The following is an 18202-nucleotide window of genomic DNA, read 5'->3' as shown; positions in this document are numbered from 1 at the left end:
AGATGCGGACGCTTCTCTACCAGCTCGCTTCCAGCGCCTTGATGGCAGCGTAGAAGCGCTCGTTCACCGGCGTGGGAATGCCGTGGGCGGCGCCGAGGCGGTTGATGGTGCCGCTGAACAGCTCCACCTCAGTGGGCCGGCGGGCCAGCACATCCTGGCGCAGGGAGGGCATGCCCGCAGGGTTCAGGTGGTCGATGATGTCGAGCCAATAGGCCACGTCCGCATCGGTGAGGTCCACGCCCTCGGCCCGGCCCACCGCGGCCACCTCCCCCATGGCCCCGATCATGGCCTCGCGGGCCTCGCCGGGGGCGTGGATGCCGTCAAAGCAGCAGTCGTACACCGCGCAGGCCTGGTTCACCCCCACGTTGCAGATGAGCTTGCCCCACAGCTGGTGGCGGATATCCTTAGGGCAGATGAACGGCTGGTCGATGGCGGAGAGCCAGGCGGTCACCCGCGCGAGGTTCGCCCGCTGCACCGGGCTTTCGCCGTCGCGCACGCCCAGGGCGAGCACCCCCACGCAGCCGGCGGTGACCACCGGGCCCACCTTGCGGGAGTCCATCTGCTGGGCCACGCACAGAAGCACCCGGTCCCACCCGAAGCGCTCGGCGAGCACCTCCTCGCTCGTCACCCCATTGAGCACCGAGATGATGGCGGTGTCGGGCCCCACGAGCGGCACCGACTGCTCCATGGCCTCGGCCAGGGCGCCGTACTTCACCGCGTAGAGCACCACGTCGAAGGGAGTCTCGGCGACCTGGGCGGCGGCCTCGGCATAGGTGAGGTAGGTGGCGGCGATGGGCTCGCCGTTGAACACGGTGGGCTCGGCCCGGTAGCGCTCAGTGCGCGCTTCATCGGCCACGACGAACACGCCGCCTGCGCCCATGGCCCGGCCGAAGCAGCCGGCGTACATGGCCCCGAGCGACCCGAACCCCACAATGGCAACGCGCTTGACCGCGCCCATGGCCTATTTCCCCTCCTCGTACAGGAAGTTGTCGATGAGGCGCGTGGAGCCGATGTAGACGGCCATGGCGATCAGGGCCGAGGCACTGATGCGGTCGGTCGGCTGCATGGTGGCGCCGTCCACCACCTCGATGTAGTCGATGCGGGCGAGCGGTTCGGCTTCCACAATGGCCGCCATAAGGGCGCGCAGGGCCGCCCCGTCGCGCTCGCCGGCGGCCACGGCCGCCTCGCCGGCGCGGATGGCGCGGGACAGCACGAGGGCCGCCTGGCGCTCCTCGGGCGACAGGTAGGCGTTGCGCGAGCTTTTGGCCAGACCGTCCTCTTCGCGCACGATGGGACAACCCACCACGGCCACGTTCATATTCAGATCGGCCACCATGCGCTTGATGATGGCCAGCTGCTGGGCGTCCTTCTGACCGAAGAAGGCCCGGTCGGGCTGGACGATGTTGAACAGCTTCGTCACCACGGTGCACACGCCCCGGAAGTGCCCCGGGCGCGAGGCGCCGCACAGGGCGTCGGTCAGCGTTTCCATGACCACGTAGGTGTTGTGGGCCGGCAGATACATCTCCTCGGCTGTGGGATGGAACACCGCGTCCACCCCATGGGCATCGCAGATGGCGCCGTCGCGATCGATGTCGCGGGGATAGGCGTCGAAGTCCTCGTCGGGCCCGAACTGCAGCGGGTTCACGAACACCGACACCACCACGCGGTCGCAGGCAGCGCGGGCCGCGTCCATCAGGCTCTCGTGGCCGGCGTGGAGCGACCCCATGGTGGGAACGAGCCCCACGGTGAGCCCCGCGGCCTTCCAAGCGGCGATTCGGGCCTTCATGGACCCAACGGTTTCGATGATCTCCATGGTGGCCTCCTACAGGTTCTCGAGCACGCCGGCCGGAGCGGCGTAGCAGTGCTCGGGGGCAGGGAACGTGCCGTCCTTCACGCAGCGGTCGTACTCGATGTAGGCGCCCCTCATGACCTCGCCCACCTCGGCGAAGCGACGCACGAACTTCGGCGTGAAGTCGGTGAAGGTGCCCAACATGTCCTGGTTCACGAGCACCTGGCCGTCGCAGCCGGCCCCGGCCCCGATGCCGATGGTGGGGATGGTCAGCTCAGCCGACACGCGCGCGGCCAGCTCGGCGGGAATGGCCTCCAGCACCACGGCGAAGGCGCCGGCCTCTTCCACGGCACGGGCGTCTTCCAGCAGCTTGCGGGCCGAATCGGCGGTCTTGCCCTGCACTTTGAAGCCGCCGAGCGCATTGATGCCCTGGGGCGTGAGCCCGATGTGGGCGCAGACGGGAATCTGGGCGGCCACGATGGCGCGGATGCGGTCGGCCACCTCCACGCCGCCCTCCAGCTTCACGGCATTGCCGCGGCCCTCCTTCATAAGGCGGCCGGCGTTCACCACCGCGTCGTACACGCTCGCCTGATAGGACATGAACGGCATGTCCACGACGACGAGCGCCCTCTTCGTGCCGCGGGCCACCGCCGCGCCGTGGTGGATCATGTCCTCCATGGTCACCGACACCGTGTCGCCCAAACCCAGCATCACGTTGCCGAGGGAGTCGCCGACGAGGATGGAGTCGATGCCTGCCTCGTCCACCAGGCGCGCCGTGGTGTAGTCGTAGGCCGTAATCATCGAGATCTTCTCGCCTTTTTGCTTCATGGTTTGGAATGTGGAAACCGTAACGCTCATGAGCGCCTCCTTTGCGATCCTGCCGCCCGAGACCCTGTTCCCGGTGCAGCGGTATCCTTCACTGGCGCGTATTATAGCCGCCGCAGGGGGCGGCACAAGGGGAAATAACGAGCGTTTCGATCAGATTTGCCGATACCGTCATGAATGCCGCCTATGGAGCGAAGCCTCCTCAGCATGGGTGCGCGTGGGCGAACGCCGCAGCACGGACGGACGGTCGCGAACAGCCGGGCCCGGGGCGCCCTGAACAGGAAGCGACCGGCCGAATCGGCATCGAGGGCCAATCCGGCGAAAGCACGTCTGCTAGGAAGCGAGTTCCTTCAAGGCCGCCACCTCGGCATCGGTCAGCTGGCGCGCCTCGCCTCGGGGCACGTCTCCCAACTCGAGCGGGCCGAACGCCTCGCGGTGCAGCGCGATGACCGGATGCCCCACCGCCTCCAGCATACGGCGCACCTGGCGTTTGCGGCCCTCGCGCAGACGCACCTCCACATAAGAGCCCTTCCCCGCCAGAGCGGCGCGGCTGCGCTTGCCGCCATGGCGTTGGCGCCGACCGCTCGCGGCCGCATCCGACCCGATGAGCCGCTCGGCCCGCCGCGCCTCGTCGCCGACGAGCGAACGGGCCCCAGCCGGCAGCGTGGGCCCGTCGTCCAGCATGAGGCCCTCGCGCAGACGACGCAAATCGTAGTCGTTCAGACGGCCCTCCACAAGCGCCAAATAGGTCTTGTCCACATGGCGACGTGGATGCAGAAGCCCATGGCCCAGCTCGCCGTCGGTGGTGAACAGGAGCAGTCCCGTGGTGTCGGCGTCGAGCCTTCCCACCGGAAAGAGCGCCGGGTACGCAGCCAGCGGGTCGGCCATGAGCGCGGCCACCGTGGGCCGACCTTGGGGATCGCTCATAGTGGTCACGAAGCCGGCCGGTTTGTGCAGCATAAAGGTGGCCCCTTCCTCGGGAAGCGCCACCGGCGCACCATCCACGGCCACCGCATCGGCGGAGGGATCCACCGTGGTGCCCATCTCGGTTACCACCGCACCGTTGACCGTCACATGCCCCGCGGCGATCAGGGCCTCGGCATGACGGCGCGAGGCCACCCCGGCCCGTGCCAGAAACTTCTGCAGGCGCATCTCAGCCATTCCAACGCCTTCCCGATTCTCGTTTTCCGGTCGTATTCAAAATCTGCTGGAGTATTCGCCTTTTGCGGGAAGCACCCCGCTCTTGTATCTGGAACGGCCTTTTTTGCGCAGCAAACTCCGCGAGATAGACACCGCCGCGATCTTCTCGCGCCGCGAAGCCCAAAAGAGAGCTCCGAAGAGGATTATTTCCCCAGATGGCGGTTAACCGTTTGCTACTTATTAGAGACAACACCGTTGCACCCTATCTACTTCGCGGAGTTTGCTGCACAATTTCGCGGGCAAGAGGAGCAAAACTCCCTACTCATCGTCGGTCTCGAAGGTGAGGGAATCGAAATCGATCTTATCCACCACCCCGAGGGTCGAGGCGATGGCTTCGGCGAACATCGCCTCGGCGGACTTCTCACCGGGACGGGCGGCCCGCAATTCGCCAGCTGCTTCCCCGGCGCGAACAGCCCGCGATTCGCCGGCGGCTTCCTCGGCGCGAACAACTCGCGACTCGCCAGCGGTCCCTCCGACGGTCGCGGCCACCGTCCCAGGGCCTTCGCCGCCCGCGACATCCGCAGCCGCCCCGAACGCGCTCTCGCCTTCAGGCCCCTCCTCGCCAGCCCCCGCGCGCTCGGCCGTCCCGGCGCACTCGGCATCCAGCGCCTCGGTCAGCGACGCGGCGGCGGCATCCAGGCCGGCGTACATCTCCTCATCGAGGAGCAGCGCCTCGCCGTCGCCCTCGGCCGTGTCCTCCCCCATGAGGGCCCGGGCCATGCCGCGAGCCTGCTCATCGCTTACGGCCACATCCTCGCGGGTAGCGCTCAGACGCTCGGTGATGAGCCGGCGCGTCTCCTCGTCGGGGGCGAAATCAGCCAGATCGGGCAAATCGGCCGGGCTGCGCAGGCCGAACTTCTCCAGGAAGCCGCGGGTGGTGCCGTACAGGGTGGGGTTGCCCGGGGTGTCGGCCGTGCCCACCTCGCGCACGAGCCCCTTCTCCACCAGGGAGTTGATGGGACTGTCGGAGTTCACGCCGCGCACGCTGGCCACCCCGGCGCGGGTCACTGGCTGGGTGTAGGCCACGATGGCCAAGGTCTCCATGGCCGCCGCCGACAGCTTGCGGGTATCCCAGGACAGCACGTACTTCTCGATGAGCTCGTGGTAGGCTGGATGGGTGAACAGCCGCCAGCCGCCGGCCACCTCGCGCAGCTGGATGCCAGAGCCATCGCGCTCCAGCTTCTCGCGCAGGGCCACGAGGGCCGCCTCCACCGAACCGGGCGCGCACTCCAGCATCTCGGCCAGGGCGATGGTACCCACCGGCTCGTCGGTCACGAACAGCATGGCCTCCAGGGCCCCCGTCAGCTGGTGCTCCTGCAATCCCTGAAACATCGTCTATCCCTTCGTTGCTCTTCTCAGCGTCAGCGCGGCCCGCCAGGCAGCGGCGCGCTCCGCCGCCTCCGGGCAGCTCGCGCCGCGGGCGGATGCGCCCCTCAGGCCTCGCCCACCGAAGTCAGTGCGTCGTCGCCTTCCAAATGTAGCTCGCCGGAGCCCTCGATGTAGTCGATGGCAATGTCGCCGAAGGCCTCGTCCTGCACGAGATTCACCATCACCCGCTTGTACAGCTCGAGAATGGCCAGAAACGTGACGACCAGCACCTCCTTAGGCGTCTCGGGCCCCACCAGCTCCGAGAACCGCATCTTCTTGCGGTTGCGGATGCGCTGGTGAATGGCCCGCACGTGTACCTCCACGGGGATGGGCTTGGCGGCGATATGCTCGCTTTCCAGCAGGAACACCTCGCGCCGGGCCAGCGCCGTGGCCGCCTGGTAGGCCAGCGCGTCCACGGTGACGCCGGCCAGAAAGTCGGGCATGAGGCCCAGGAAGCACGCGTCGGGCCCGAAGGGGCGCGTATGCATGCGGCCCTCGGCGATGAAGCGGTTGTACAGCACGGCGGCGGCGTTCTTGTACTTCTTGTACTCCATGAGCCGCTCGACCAGGATGTCGCGGGCCTCGGAAGGAGCCAGCTCGGCGAACTCCTCGTCCAGCTCGGTGCGCTCGCGGGGGATGAGGCTTTGGGCCTTGATCTCCAGCAGCGTGGAGGCCACGAGGAGAAAGTCGCTCGCCACGTCCAGATCGAGGCTGTCCATGCGGGACACCTCTTCGAGGTACTGGTCAGCGATCTCGGTGATGGAAATAGCCCCGATATCCACCTTCTGGCGGCTGACCAGGTACAGCAAGAGATCGAAGGGGCCCTCGAAACTGTCGATGCGAACCTTGTAGGACATGATCGGTCGCGCGCCTTTAGGAGAAGAACGGCGGGAACATCAGATCGAACAGGTTGCCGGCCGTCGCCCCCAGATACCACGAGAACGGGTTGAAGTGGAACACGTAGGGCACTACCACCATGGCGATCATGAAGATCGGGAAGGCATACTGCTGGATCTGGTAGTACTTCGGCAGGTACTTCGCCGGCAAAAGGATGGCGAAGATGGAAGAGCCGTCCAGCGGCGGGATGGGCAGCAAGTTGAAGAACATGAGGTACAGGTTGATAAGCGCGAACGTGGGTAAGAACATCACGTAGAAATAGGCGAACAGCTCGCTGTTGGCGAAGGCGGGGTTGGCCACAAGCCCCGAGCAGCCCCAGGCCACCGCCGCCGCGATGGCCGCCATAGCCAGATTGGCCGCCGGCCCGGCAAGGCCCACGATGACGTCGTCGCGGCGCGGATCTTTGAAGTAGCGCGGGTTGTAGGGCACGGGCTTGGCGTAGCCGAACACCGGCCAGCCCATGAGCATGAGCATAGCGGGCAGGATGACCGTGCCGAAGGGGTCGATGTGCTTCAGCGGGTTCAGAGACAGGCGGCCCGACGCCTTGGCCGTGGGGTCTCCCAGCTTGTAGGCGGCGAAGCCGTGGGCCACCTCGTGCAGCACGAGGGCGGGCACAAAGCTTAAAACCGAGCAGATGATGTACGCGATGTTAACCATAGCCCGACAGTGTAGCGCACCGCGCCCGCCGCCGCCCCGCTGCCATGGCGAACCCACAGAAACCGCCGACGAGCGAGCGTAGCTGGGCAGTCCGATGCCAGCCCGGAAACCTCGCGGAGCGCTAGTCGAGCGTCAGCTGCTGGATGTACACGTCGTTGCGGAGCTCCTTGGCGTGGGCCGCGTCGATCACGCCCGCCTCGCGCATCTGCTTGATGAGCTGCAGCTCGCGAGCAAGAGCCTGGGACTGCACGTCCTCCACGGCCTCGTAGGTAGCGCGCAGGGCCTGGAAGTAGCCCGTAAGGCCGCCGGCGGCATCGGCGTCGGACGGTCCCGCTCCAACCGGGCCCTCCCCTGCCTCGTCGTCCTCGGTCTCGCCATCCCACTGGGCGGCAGCCCGACTGAGAGCGTCCATGCGGTCGTACAAATCCCCCACCCGGGCGATCTCGGCGCGGGCGCGGGCGGCTGCGGCGGCCGATGCCGCGGGAGCGAGATCCTCCAATATCTCGGCGTAGCGGTGCATGACGATGACCGTGGCCGGCTCGTCGATGGTCGCAGGCGCACCCGCGGAAGCCTCTTCGCCCGCGCGCACGGCACCTGTGAAAGGAGCGTCGGCCCGAATGGAGGCGATCACCTCCAAGATCAGGACGACCTCGGCATCCACTCGATCGCGCGAGCGGGCCGCCGAGCGCTTCGAAGGAACGAGGGCGGGTACAGCGAAGTCGGCCAGAACGAGCGTGAGCACGATCATGCCCGAGGCCACGGAGACGAGCATCGAGCGGTCGGCAGCGGAAAGCGCGCCAGCGGCCGTAAGCGTCAGCATGAGCGAGAGGGTGATGCCGCCCTTGGCGCCCGCAAAGGCCACGGCGAGCGTGCCTCGCAGGGCTTGCGCCGTCAGGCAGGACGCCGCAGCGCGCCCGGCCCTCGCCGCGGCCAGAGCGTCCATGGCGAGCAGCCACAGAAAGCGCACGCCCTCCAGCACTACCGTGAGCACTGCCACCACACCGAGCAGCGCCGCTGGATTCCCCAGGCTCCCCTCGGCCGCCGGCGCGAGCAGGCGCGGCAGCTGCATGCCGAGGATGACGAAGATGATGCCGTTGAGCACGAACTCCAAGGTCTGCCACACGCCAGCGGCCTGAAGCTTCGTGCGCGCGGTGGCCACGGTGTGGCGCTGCGGCAAAAGCGATATGACGAGCCCCGCGGCCACCACGGCAATGACCGCTCCGATATGCAGCGATTTCGCCGTCAGATAGATGACGAAGGGCAGGAGCAGCTCCAGCATCACGTGAAGCGTGGGGGTATCGAGCCCAGTGCGGCGGATGAGCTCCAGAAGCCCCCAGGCGAGCACGCCCATGACCAGGCCGCCCGTAAAGCCGCCGAACAGATCAAGCGCGAACTCCTCGCCCGCGTGCACAAGCGAGAACGCGCCGGTGGCCAGAAGCGTCACGCAGCACTGGAAGATCACCGTGCCGGTCACATCGTTGAACAGGGCCTCGCCCTTGAGCAACGCCTCGTGGCGGCTCCCGAAGCGGCGGTCGTGGGTGAGCGCCGTCACCGCCACGGCATCGGTGGAGCCCATGGCCGCGCCGAGCGCGCAGGCTGCCGCAAGCGGAATCGCCGGCACCAGGGCGTGCAGCGTCGCCCCGCAGGCGATGACGATGGCGAAGACGAGCCCCACCGACAGCGACGCGATACCCCAGCGGTTCTTCCACAGCGCTCCGGAATCCACATGGCGCGTCTCGTTGAAGTGCAGCGGCGCGATGAACAGGATGAGCAGAAGCTCCGGGTCGATCCCCCATTCCAGCGGCGTGGCCACAGCCGCCGCGATAACGGCGCCCAGGGCCACCTGCACGAGCGGCAGCGACACCCGCGGCAGGAACTTGTCCAGGATGCTGGAGGCGATGACCGCCGCCAACAGAAACAAAATCAGCTCGAAGGTCTGCAACGCGTACCAGCTCCTTATGCGACGGAAAAGTTTCGGAATACCTTAGCGAATAAGCTCGGAAGCCGCCGGGGCGCTTCTGCGAGCGCACCTTGTCGCTCGGGAGCGGGGCATCTCAGGAAAGGCCGGGGAAATCCTGCTGGCGCAGGGCCTCGTAGGCGGCGATGGCCACCGCGTTCGAAACGTTGAGCGAGTCGAGCCCGGCGCCCATGGGAATGCGCACGCACTCATCGGCGAAGCGCTCGATGAGGTCGGCATCCAGCCCGCGGCTCTCGCGTCCGAACAGCAGAAACGCATCAGGTCCATAGGCCACTTCCGCATAGGTGCGCGACGCGGCGCCGGTGAACAGGTGCAGCTCGTCTTCCCCGTGGGCCTCCAGAAACGCCCCGAGATAGGGCCATCGCACGATGTCCACGTCGTTCCAGTAGTTGCACCCGGCCCGCTTCAGGTTCTTCTCGGTAGGGCGGAACCCCATGGGCTCGATGAGGTGCAGCCGGCTCCCCGTGCACGCGCACGTACGAGCGATATTCCCCGCATTCTGGGGAATCTCCGGCTCAACCAATACGATGTTCAGCATCTCTCTACCTCAACCTAGTCAACGTGTAGAGGGATACGGGGTGGTGCTCACCAAGCGAGTTCCGCAGCGAACGAAACAGTCCAGTGGACTGTTTCGCCGAGCGAGGACTGTCTGAGCGACTGAGCATTACCCCGTAGCCCGACCTCGAGGAGCTGCAAATTACGCTTGCTCCTGCTGACGCGCCATTTCCGCTTCCAGCTCCTCGGTGAGCGTGAACCACTCCTCCTCGGCGGCGGCCAAGCGTGCCTTAAGCTTGGCGTGCTCGGCGATGGCGTCGGAGGAGGCGTCCTCGTTCACGTAGAAGTCGGGGTCGGCCATGAGGGCCAAAAGCTCCTCCATGCGGGCGTTGTCCCGTTCCATTTGCTCGTCGAGCTGGGCGATGCGCTTGCGGTGGTTCTTCAGGGCGGCGTAGGCGCGGTTGCGGGCCTCGGCCTCGCGGCGCTTCTGCTCCTTGGTCTTGGGAGCGCTGCCCTTCGGGGCCGTGAGCTGCACCTCGCCCCCGCCCGCCGTACCGGCCGCCGCTGCGGCCGACGCAGCCCCGCCGCGGGCCGACGCGGCACTAGGAGCAGCCCCGTTGCCCCCGTCGCGGTCGCGGCGGCGGTTCACGGTGATCTTCGTGGGCGCAGCGCCGCCGGGCGCGCGCTTCTCGGGGGCAGCGGCGCTCCCCTTCCCGTGGATGCCCCCGTCGGAGAGGGCCTCGTCCACCAGCGTGCGGTCGGCGCTCGCGTCGCCTTCCAGCTGCCCCGACTTGTACAGGTAGTAGTCGTAGTCGCCGTCGTAGTTGGTGATGCGGCCGTCCTTCACCTCCACGATGCGGTTGGCCACCCCGCGGATGAGGTGCCGGTCGTGGGTGATGAACAGGATGGTGCCCTCAAAGTGGCGCAGGGCCTGCTCCAGGATATCGGCTGACGAGATGTCCAGGTGGTTCGTCGGCTCATCGAGGCAGAGCAGGGGCTTCGGCGCCACGAGCATCTTCGCCAGGGCGAGCCGGCCCTTCTCGCCGCCCGAGAGCACGCCCACCTTCTTCTCCACGGCGTCCCCCGTGAACAGGAAGGCGCCGAGCAGGCTGCGCACCTGGGAGATGGACCAGCCGGGAGCAGCGTGGTCCAGCTCCTCGAAGACGGTGTTGCCCGCGTGCAGCTCTTCCAGCTGGTGCTGGGCGTAGTAAGTCAGATCCACATTCACGCCGTAATCGATGGTGCCCCCGTCGGGCTTCTCCACCCCCGCGATCATCTTCAAAAGCGTGGACTTGCCCGCGCCGTTGGGCCCCACGAGCGCCACCTTGTCGCCGCGGTACATCGTGAAGTCCACCCCGTCGTAGACCGTATGATCGCCGTAGCGCTTCACGAGGCCGCGGGCCCGCACCACCTCGTCGCCGGTGCGCGGCGGCTGCACGAAGTTGAAGTGCACGGTCTTCTTCTCCTCGGGGATAACGGGCAGCGTCTCCTTGATCTTCTCGATGCGCCGCTCGCGCTCCTGAGCCTGCTTGGCCTTGGTGGCCTTGTAGCGGAAGCGATCGACGAAGGCCTGGAGGTGCGCGATCTCCTCTAGCTGCTTGGCCCGCTCGACCCGCAGGCGCTCCAGGCGCTCCTCGCGCATGACGAGGTACTTCGAGTAGTTGCCCTTGTACAGGTTCACCTGGCCGTTGTCGATCTCGGCCACGCGGTCCACCATATTGTCCATGAAGGCGCGGTCGTGGGATACCACGATGACGGTGCCGGCGTAGCCGCGCAGAAAGCCCTCGAGCCACTTCACCGACTCCAAGTCCAGATGGTTGGTGGGCTCGTCGAGCAGCAGCACCTCGGGGTTGCGGATGAGCAGCTTCGCGAGCGCGATGCGCATCTGCCAGCCGCCGGAGAATTCCGTGGTAGAGCGCGCCATGTCCCCCTCGGTGAACCCGAGGCCGAACAGCACGCTGCGCACCTTCGATTCCAGGGAGTAGCCGCCAAGCATCTCGTAGGCGTCCCGCGCCCGCCCCACCGCCGCCAGCTGCGCCTCGGTGGGCGCAGGTCCCAGCTCGGCCTCCAGCTTGTGCAGGCGACGCTCGGCCTCGAGCACCTCGGTCTGGGACGAGATGACCTCCTCGAAGACGGGCAAGTCCCCCATCTCGATGGCCTCCTGCTCCAGGTAGCCCACCCGGGCCCCCTTGGCGAAGAGCACGCGGCCCTCGTCCGGGTCGTCCTCGCCGGAGATGATGTTCAGAAGCGTCGTCTTGCCCGCACCGTTAGGCCCCACGAGCGCCAGCCGGTCGAACTCCTCCAACCGGAAAGTGACGTCGTGGAACAGCACGCGGCCGCCGTAGGCCTTGGAAAGATGTTCAGTTTGCAGGATCATGATGGGAATCTTCCTTGGAAATATCGTTGGATACCGATACCTTTTCTTTGATTTGCAGGGCCGCCTCTACCTCGTCCGACACTATCCAACGACCGCTGCGCTTACCGCCGTCGCGCCTCAGCAGGCCCTTCTCTTGAAGCCGGACGGTGCGCGTCTTCACGGTGCGCTCCGAAATGCCGAGTTGGGACGCCAGAGCTTTCTGCGTGAGCGAGCCGTCGGCCGCAAGCAGCCTCAATACAGCCAGCTCGTCCAAAGTGCAATCTAAAGTGCAACCAGCCCCCCAAGTATTGCACTTTGGGACCGCCGCCGATGCACTTTGAGACTCCTCTCCATTCGCCATCTGCCGGTAATCAACATGGAGATAGCGATTCTTCAACTCGTGTTTCGCCCCTAAAAGGAGATTCTCGAAGAACCGGTCCAGATACCGGAACGTCGCATGAACGCCTTTCTGAAAGTCAGTATAGTTCGCCCTCATCAGCGCGTTGCGGAAATACCAGGAATGCTCCTTGAATTCGTCGTTGGTTACGACAAGCCCTTTGGAACTCAGGTACTTGATAACGAACACCGCCGTCGTTCTCGTGTTGCCCTCGCGAAAGGGATGAATCTGCCAGATGCCAGACGCGAACTTGGCAATATGGGCCACCGCTTCAGCAAGGGACACATCGGCATAAGAGAACGAAGCCTCCTGCTCGAAATCGTACTTCAGGCTCTCCCACACCAATTCGCATGGAGCGTAGAGCACGGTTTCACCGGCCAAAACCCATTCCTTCTTCGTGATGTTATAGGACCGCACCTCGCCAGCGCCTTTGATAATACCCGTAAAGAGCCTCTTATGAATCGCCATGAGAGCCGCTGGGGAAAACTGGAAGGTATCCTCGCCAAGTATCTCGGCAATACGCTGGGAAACCTTATCGGCCTCCTCGATGTCCTCCTCAGCAATTCCGCGCGAGCGCCGTTGCTCGTAATAGCCGTCGATGCGCCGACGAGCATCGAGGGAGTCGATCTTGCCCTCGATGTGCTCTTTGGCCGTATCGATAAGATACTCGGACACCTCGAGCCCATCCACTGCCTGCAGACCGATGGCGGTCTGCCATACCTCGGCTTTGCGAGCACGGTCGGGCTCGCCTTCGCGGATGTAGGCCTCCAGCTCGAAGGCCCAGGGCTTCATGTCGGTCATGGCGGCAGCCCCTTCCTTCGACGCCCGGACATGAAAAAGGCCCCTCCGTAGAGGGGCCTGTGAGTTATGGTGGTCGCTACAGGATTTGAACCTGTGACCCCCGCCGTGTGAAGGCGATGCTCTCCCGCTGAGCCAAGCGACCGGATCATGCGCAACTCACTGAGTGACTTGCGACGGCTAAATATAATACACAGGTTTCAGCCAATGCGCAAGGGGTAATCTTGTATACTGTCTCAACATATTCACAATTCCATCGCAAAGGAGAAGAAAGCACCGATGGCGAGCGATATGACCAGCGAGACCTTCCTCGCTTCTAAGAAGATCAGCGACGAGATCAACGCCGATTTGCCCCTGCATCCCGAGAAATACACCATGCTGTCGGGCGACCGTCCCACGGGCCGGTTGCACATGGGCCACTACTTCGGCACCATCAAGGAGCGCGTGGCCCACCAGAACATGGGCATTCGCACGAACATCATCATCGCCGACTACCAGGTCATCACCGACCGCGACACCACGGCCAACATCGCCGACAACGTGCACAACATGGTCATCGATTACCTGGCCTGCGGCGTCGATCCGGAGAAGACCGTCATCTTCACCCATTCGGCCGTGCCTGCCCTCAACCAGCTCATGCTCCCCTTCCTGTCGCTGGTGACCGAGGCCGAGCTAATGCGCAACCCCACGGTGAAGGCCGAGCAGGAGGCCTCGGGCCACGCGCTCACCGGCCTTCTGCTCAGCTACCCGGTGCACCAGGCCTGCGACATCCTGTTCTGCAAGGGCAACATCGTGCCCGTGGGCAAAGACCAGCTGCCCCACATCGAGCAGACGCGCCTCATCGCCCGCCGCTTCAACGAGCGCTACGGCCGCATCTTCCCCGAGCCCCACGGTCTTCTGACCGAGGCCGTGGAGATTCCCGGCCTCGACGGCCGCAAGATGTCGAAGAGCTACGGCAATGCCATCGCTCTGTCGGCCACCGAGGAGGAGACGGCCAAGCTCATCAAGAAGAGCCAGACCGACTCCGAGCGCATGATCACCTTCGACAAGGAGAACCGTCCCGGCGTGTCGGCCCTGCTTACCACTGCCGCGCTCACCACGGGCCGCACCGAGGAGGATATCGCCGCTGAGATCGCGGGCGACGGCGCAGGGGCGCTGAAGCGCTACGTGACCGAGTCGGTGAACAGCTACCTGGCCCCCATCCGCGAGCGCCGCCGTGAGCTGGAGGGCAAGCCGGAGCTGGTGCGCGAGATCCTGCACGAGGGCAACCGCCGCGCCAACGAGATGGCCAACGCCACCCTGGATGAGGTGCGCGAGGCCATGGGCATGGTGTACTAGCGCCCACCCCCCTGAACGACGAGGGCCCGCGAGATGTCTCGCGGGCCTTTTTGCATGCGGAGGAGGGGCGGGGCGAAGAGCGGCAGCCGGAAACGAGGCTCCGGGTCGACCGCAGGGCTCCGCGCCCGAACGCCTTAGACCGTGTCCTCAAAATCCATCTGCATGAGTTGCACGCTCTCGCGCATACGCTGGGCATGGGCGCGGGAGAGACGGTCATCCTCGTAGGCGTCTTGGATCTGCTCCAGCTCGAAGGCGTAGGCGCGGCGCTTGATGCCGTCGGCCAGATCGTCCACCTTGATGACAGAGGTCACCGATGGCCGGGCGCTGTGGAGGGCCGCCACCGAGCGCTGGTACTCCACGAGCAGCGTGGCCGCGTCCTCGGTGGGCACCTGGCTGGAGGCCACGGCCTCTTCCAAATGCTCAATGGCGTAGGTGCGCGTGGCCGTCTGCAGCCAGCGCATGTCCTCGGTGCGCTCGGCTAGGGCGGTGTTGCCCGGCAGCTCCCGGAGCACCGCCCGCAGGCCCCGGTGCCACAAGGCCCGGAAGCGGCCGTTCCAGCGCCGCAGCCGCCCGCGGCCGCGACCATGCTCCAGAAGATCCATCACCTGTTCGAGGCGCCCCATATAGCGATAGGCCACCACACCGGAGACCACACCGCGCTCCATGAGCTCCATGGCCCGATCGTACTCCCAGCCGAGGGCCTTCAAGCGCAGGGCCACGTTGGGCTCGTCCTCGATGCCGTTGTTGGCCTTGATGCGGGACAGGCGGTCGTTGTAAGAGCGAATGACAGCCTGGGTCTCGGCGCTGTTCTCCGCGTTCTGCTGAGCCGTGAGCATCTCGATGACCTGGCGCATAATATCCATGGTGGTGGCGGCATCCTGGTCAGCCCGGCGCTGCTCGTCTTCCCCCTCGTCGCGGGCCGGGGCCAAGAGCGGCACGACGAACGTGGCCAGCAGCAGCGTGCACACGATCACGCCGCAGGCGAGGAAGATGAGCAGCTCGCGCTGGGGGAAGGGCACGTTGGGCGGCCCGATGACCGCGTAGGTGGGCAGGGAGAACATGATGGACAGCGTGATGGTGCCCTTGGCGCCCGAGAAGGTCGTGATGAGGGCGCTGCGCACGTCGCGGCCCGTGAAGCGACGATGCTGGACGCGGCGCACGTGGACGAGATCCATGACGAGCACCCAGAGAAAGCGGGTTGCCAGAAGGACGAAGGTGAGTCCGAGCACGAGCAGCACCAGGGTGGAGTTCGTGATGCGCACGTTCTCCCACGTCTCCTGCATAGCCAGGGGCAGCTGGGTGCCCAGCAGCACGAACACGATGCCGTTCAGGGCGTAGGTGAGCACGTGCCACACGCTGCCGGAGACGATGTTCATGCGCGAGACCGACGGCCCGATGACCCCCTTCGGCGACGTGACGTTAATGAGGCCCGCTACCACCACGGCAATGACGCCGGACACGTGGCAGACGTTGGCCACCAGGTAGATGAGGAAGGGAATGAGCACCTCGAACAGGACGTGGAAGTTCGTGTTCTCCACGCCGATGGAGCGGGCGCGGCGCACCACCCCGTTGCCGATGAGGCCGAGGACCACGCCGAGTAGCAGGCCGCCGACGAATTCCACGAGAAAGTCCACGCTGGCGTTCACGAGGGAGAACGAGCCGGTGAGCACGGCGGCGATGGCGAACTGGAAGGACACAATGCCCGAGGCATCGTTGAGCAGCAGCTCTCCCTTGAGCATGGATGCCTGGCGCTTGGGGATGTCCACCGACTTGGACAGGGACGACACGGCCACGGCATCGGTGGGGCCGAGGGCCGCGCCCAGGGCGAAGGCCGCCGCCAGGGGGATGGAGGGCACAAAGGCGTGGAGCAAAAAGCCGATGACGAGGGTGGTGGCCACCACGAGCCCGATGGCCAAAGACAGCACCGGCTGGCGCTCGCGCCAGAGGGCCTGCTTGTCGGCGTGCTTCGCCTCGTCGTAGAGCAGAGGCGCGATGAACATGACCAAGAAGAGCTCGGGATCGAGGGTAACCTTCACATCGCCGCCAGCCACAAGCGCGATAACGAGCCCGATGGCGATCTGGATGAGAGGCAGCGATATGCGGGGGATGATCTGATCGATGAGGGAGGATGCCAGCACGGCGGCAAGCAAGAGCAGGCCGAGGGTCAGGGCTTCCACAGATGCATCTCCTTTGGAACGCAGGTTGACGGGAGTACGCTATTGTAAAACATGGACGGGCGCCCTTTCCAGCGAAAGGGCGCCCGCACTCGGCAAAATTAACAAGACCCGAGGCTCTCCGCGCCGCCTACTTCGCGAGACGGATGCGGAGGTTGCGACCGCTCTGCTCGAGGTCGTAATCCCCGACGGCGGCCATGTACTGGCGCATCTGGGCATACCCGAGGTCGCGCACCTTGAAGTCCTTGAAGCGGGCCCGCAAACGGTCGGTGATAGTGGAGAGCATGATGCCCCCCTCCCCGGCTTCGGCCACCATCTGGCGGATATAGCTCTCCGGCGTATCGGCCGCCGGCTGGGGCGCCCCCTTCTTCGCCGGCGATTTCCGCGCGCGCTTCTTCGGCCGGGCGGCCTCATGCGCCTCTGAAGAAGCCTCGGCCTCGGCGCCCTTGGGGATCTCCGCGGCCGCCGGGGCCTCCGTGGACGCGGGAGCCGCAGCGGCCGTCTTCCGGGGACGGCGCGGCTTCGCGGGGGCAGCTTGCGTAGGAGCCGTGGCCGGCTCGGCATCCCCCGCCGCAACCTCTGCGGGCACCGGGGTACGGGCGGCGTCGGCGCGGGCCTTGCGCTCGGCGCGGGCCCGGCGGCCCGGCTTCGTGTCGCGCAGGGGCTCCGGCGCGACCTCTTCCCCAGTGGCCGCCGGGACCTCCTCGGCCGGCGCGGCGGCCTTCGCGGCCTCCTCGGGAGCAGCCCCGGCGGCGCCCTCGGCCGGGCGGGCGGCTGCCGTGCGGCGAGAGCGGCGCTTCGGCTGAGGCTCGGCGGCCTCGGCCGGAGTGGCCTGCGGACCCTCAATGCCCTCGAGGGCAACCTCGGCGACATCGTCGACCGAGGCCGGGGCCGGCTCTTCCGTCGCGGGCTCCGCGGCGGGGACGCTGCCCTCGGCCGCGGCACCGGCCTTGACGGCCACCCGGCGCGTGCCGCGGTGATTGCGGCCGCGGGCCGGCTTGTCGTCCTTGTCTGCCTTGTCGACCTTGTCTGCCGACTCCGCCCCCTCAGCCTTCCCCTCGCCGCCGGCCTCCGACCCCTCGGCAGTCACCCTTCTGCGCGAGGAGGCCCTCTCCTCGCTCGCAGCGCCCTTCTCCCGAGCGGCGCCCTTGTCCCTGGACGGGCGGGCGGGCTTCTCGTCGCCGCCCTCAGCCAGCTCCACGGTGACCGAGCTGTGGTCCTTGGTGATGTTCACGCGCGTGAACTCCTCCAACAGCTTCGAGAGCAGGTTGGTGCCGTAGCTGCGCACATCGAAGTCGGGGTAGCGCTTCTGCAGGCGGCTGCCGATCTCACCGAGGCCCGTGGCCTTCCCGTTGTTTTGGTTGTCGGTAATGATGTCCACCACGGCCTGCTCCACGGCATCCTTAGGCACGGCGCTGCCGTTGCCCCCGCCCGAGCCGCCGGAGCGCTCGCGCTTGTTCTGTATGAGCAGCTCCAAGGTGGTGAACACATCGCAGGCACGGCGGAAGGGCACCGGGGTCTTCTTCTCCCCCATGCCGATGACGGTGCGCCCGCTCTCGCGCAGGCGGCTGGCCAGGCGCGTGAAGTCGGAGTCGCTCGACACGAGGCAGAAGCCGTCCACGTTGTCGGTGTACAAGAGGTCCATGGCGTCGATGATCATGGCCGAGTCGGTGGCGTTCTTGCCCTGGGTGTAGCCGAACTGCTGGATGGGGGTGATGGAGTTCTCCAGCAGGGCGTCCTTCCACTTGGAGTGGAGGGTGAGCGTCCAGTCGCCGTAGATGCGCTTGATGGTGACGGTGCCGTACTTCGACAGCTCGTTCAGGATGGGCTTGATGTAGCGGGCCGACACGTTGTCGGCATCGATGAGCAGCGCGAAGCGCTTGTCGGAAGTCTCGCTGAGTGGTTTGGTTTCCATAATGGGAGCCTTACA

14 protein-coding genes and 1 tRNA gene are annotated in these 18202 nt (G+C 66.2%); 1 reads left to right on the top strand and 14 read right to left on the bottom strand.

From position 1 onward, the window contains the following. Positions 1–16 precede the first annotated feature (16 nt). From AAK988_RS07200 to AAK988_RS07145, 12 genes are all read right to left on the bottom strand, one after another. The gene (locus AAK988_RS07200; RefSeq protein WP_369872536.1) at positions 17–958 is read right to left on the bottom strand and encodes a ketopantoate reductase family protein; all 942 of its coding nucleotides are present in this window, start codon (positions 956–958) and stop codon (positions 17–19) included. 3 nt (positions 959–961) lie between these two features. Further along, positions 962–1813 carry a pantoate--beta-alanine ligase gene (gene panC / locus AAK988_RS07195; protein ID WP_151431158.1) on the bottom strand — a complete coding sequence of 284 codons (852 nt, stop codon included), beginning with the start codon at positions 1811–1813 and terminating at the stop codon, positions 962–964. Positions 1814–1822: 9 nt separating this feature from the next. Further along, entirely contained in the window at positions 1823–2647 is an 825-nt protein-coding gene (panB, locus tag AAK988_RS07190) for a 3-methyl-2-oxobutanoate hydroxymethyltransferase (protein WP_369880562.1), read from the bottom strand. Between the two features lie 300 nt (positions 2648–2947). Further along, positions 2948–3775: a pseudouridine synthase gene (locus AAK988_RS07185; protein ID WP_369880561.1), complete on the bottom strand. Its 828-nt coding sequence runs from the start codon at positions 3773–3775 to the stop codon at positions 2948–2950. A 297-nt stretch (positions 3776–4072) separates the two neighbouring features. After that, positions 4073–5146: an SMC-Scp complex subunit ScpB gene (gene scpB, locus AAK988_RS07180; RefSeq protein ID WP_369880560.1), complete on the bottom strand. Its 1074-nt coding sequence runs from the start codon at positions 5144–5146 to the stop codon at positions 4073–4075. A 101-nt stretch (positions 5147–5247) separates the two neighbouring features. Beyond that, complete coding sequence (locus AAK988_RS07175; RefSeq protein WP_289637006.1) at positions 5248–6039, bottom strand: segregation and condensation protein A; 792 nt, start codon at positions 6037–6039, stop codon at positions 5248–5250. 16 nt (positions 6040–6055) lie between these two features. Next, positions 6056–6736, bottom strand: coding sequence for a site-2 protease family protein (locus AAK988_RS07170; protein ID WP_135970453.1), 681 nt, complete (start codon positions 6734–6736; stop codon positions 6056–6058). A 121-nt stretch (positions 6737–6857) separates the two neighbouring features. Further along, positions 6858–8678: a cation:proton antiporter gene (locus AAK988_RS07165; protein ID WP_369880559.1), complete on the bottom strand. Its 1821-nt coding sequence runs from the start codon at positions 8676–8678 to the stop codon at positions 6858–6860. A 112-nt stretch (positions 8679–8790) separates the two neighbouring features. Continuing rightward, complete coding sequence (locus tag AAK988_RS07160) at positions 8791–9252, bottom strand: tRNA (cytidine(34)-2'-O)-methyltransferase (protein WP_016308533.1); 462 nt, start codon at positions 9250–9252, stop codon at positions 8791–8793. Positions 9253–9411: 159 nt separating this feature from the next. Next, the gene (locus AAK988_RS07155) at positions 9412–11586 is read right to left on the bottom strand and encodes an ABC-F family ATP-binding cassette domain-containing protein (protein WP_369880558.1); all 2175 of its coding nucleotides are present in this window, start codon (positions 11584–11586) and stop codon (positions 9412–9414) included. Further along, positions 11570–12763 carry a Fic family protein gene (locus tag AAK988_RS07150; protein WP_369880556.1) on the bottom strand — a complete coding sequence of 398 codons (1194 nt, stop codon included), beginning with the start codon at positions 12761–12763 and terminating at the stop codon, positions 11570–11572. Before AAK988_RS07150 ends, AAK988_RS07155 begins: the two co-directional genes overlap by 17 nt. A gap of 67 nt (positions 12764–12830) precedes the next feature. After that, positions 12831–12905 (bottom strand) — tRNA-Val (locus AAK988_RS07145). A 134-nt stretch (positions 12906–13039) separates the two neighbouring features. Here AAK988_RS07145 and trpS point away from each other — a divergent pair. Further along, positions 13040–14098, top strand: a complete 1059-nt coding sequence (gene trpS / locus AAK988_RS07140; protein WP_016308530.1) for a tryptophan--tRNA ligase — start codon at positions 13040–13042, stop codon at positions 14096–14098. A gap of 134 nt (positions 14099–14232) precedes the next feature. Here trpS and AAK988_RS07135 read toward each other — a convergent pair whose 3' ends face one another. Both AAK988_RS07135 and AAK988_RS07130 read right to left on the bottom strand, forming a co-directional pair. Then, positions 14233–16275: a Na+/H+ antiporter gene (locus AAK988_RS07135; RefSeq protein WP_369880555.1), complete on the bottom strand. Its 2043-nt coding sequence runs from the start codon at positions 16273–16275 to the stop codon at positions 14233–14235. Positions 16276–16402: 127 nt separating this feature from the next. Further along, a complete protein-coding gene (locus tag AAK988_RS07130; protein WP_369880554.1) occupies positions 16403–18187 on the bottom strand; it encodes an NYN domain-containing protein in 1785 nt (594 codons plus the stop codon). Positions 18188–18202 lie beyond the last annotated feature (15 nt).

It is taken from the genome of Adlercreutzia muris, assembly GCF_041223505.1.
Taxonomy (GTDB): Bacteria; Actinomycetota; Coriobacteriia; order Coriobacteriales; family Eggerthellaceae; genus Adlercreutzia; species Adlercreutzia muris.
This window is presented reverse-complemented; position numbering and strand designations above follow the sequence as displayed.

What these genes read in the sequence shown, in the direction of transcription:
- panC (WP_151431158.1), bottom strand. Translation starts at nt 1,813, where the DNA reads ATGGAGATCATCGAAACCGTTGGGTCCATGAAGGCCCGAATCGCCGCT.
- AAK988_RS07150 (WP_369880556.1), bottom strand. Translation starts at nt 12,763, where the DNA reads ATGACCGACATGAAGCCCTGGGCCTTCGAGCTGGAGGCCTACATCCGC.
- AAK988_RS07200 (WP_369872536.1), bottom strand. Translation starts at nt 958, where the DNA reads ATGGGCGCGGTCAAGCGCGTTGCCATTGTGGGGTTCGGGTCGCTCGGG.
- trpS (WP_016308530.1), top strand. Translation starts at nt 13,040, where the DNA reads ATGGCGAGCGATATGACCAGCGAGACCTTCCTCGCTTCTAAGAAGATC.
- AAK988_RS07185 (WP_369880561.1), bottom strand. Translation starts at nt 3,775, where the DNA reads ATGGCTGAGATGCGCCTGCAGAAGTTTCTGGCACGGGCCGGGGTGGCC.
- AAK988_RS07155 (WP_369880558.1), bottom strand. Translation starts at nt 11,586, where the DNA reads ATGATCCTGCAAACTGAACATCTTTCCAAGGCCTACGGCGGCCGCGTG.
- AAK988_RS07160 (WP_016308533.1), bottom strand. Translation starts at nt 9,252, where the DNA reads ATGCTGAACATCGTATTGGTTGAGCCGGAGATTCCCCAGAATGCGGGG.
- panB (WP_369880562.1), bottom strand. Translation starts at nt 2,647, where the DNA reads ATGAGCGTTACGGTTTCCACATTCCAAACCATGAAGCAAAAAGGCGAG.
- AAK988_RS07170 (WP_135970453.1), bottom strand. Translation starts at nt 6,736, where the DNA reads ATGGTTAACATCGCGTACATCATCTGCTCGGTTTTAAGCTTTGTGCCC.
- AAK988_RS07130 (WP_369880554.1), bottom strand. Translation starts at nt 18,187, where the DNA reads ATGGAAACCAAACCACTCAGCGAGACTTCCGACAAGCGCTTCGCGCTG.
- scpB (WP_369880560.1), bottom strand. Translation starts at nt 5,146, where the DNA reads ATGTTTCAGGGATTGCAGGAGCACCAGCTGACGGGGGCCCTGGAGGCC.
- AAK988_RS07175 (WP_289637006.1), bottom strand. Translation starts at nt 6,039, where the DNA reads ATGTCCTACAAGGTTCGCATCGACAGTTTCGAGGGCCCCTTCGATCTC.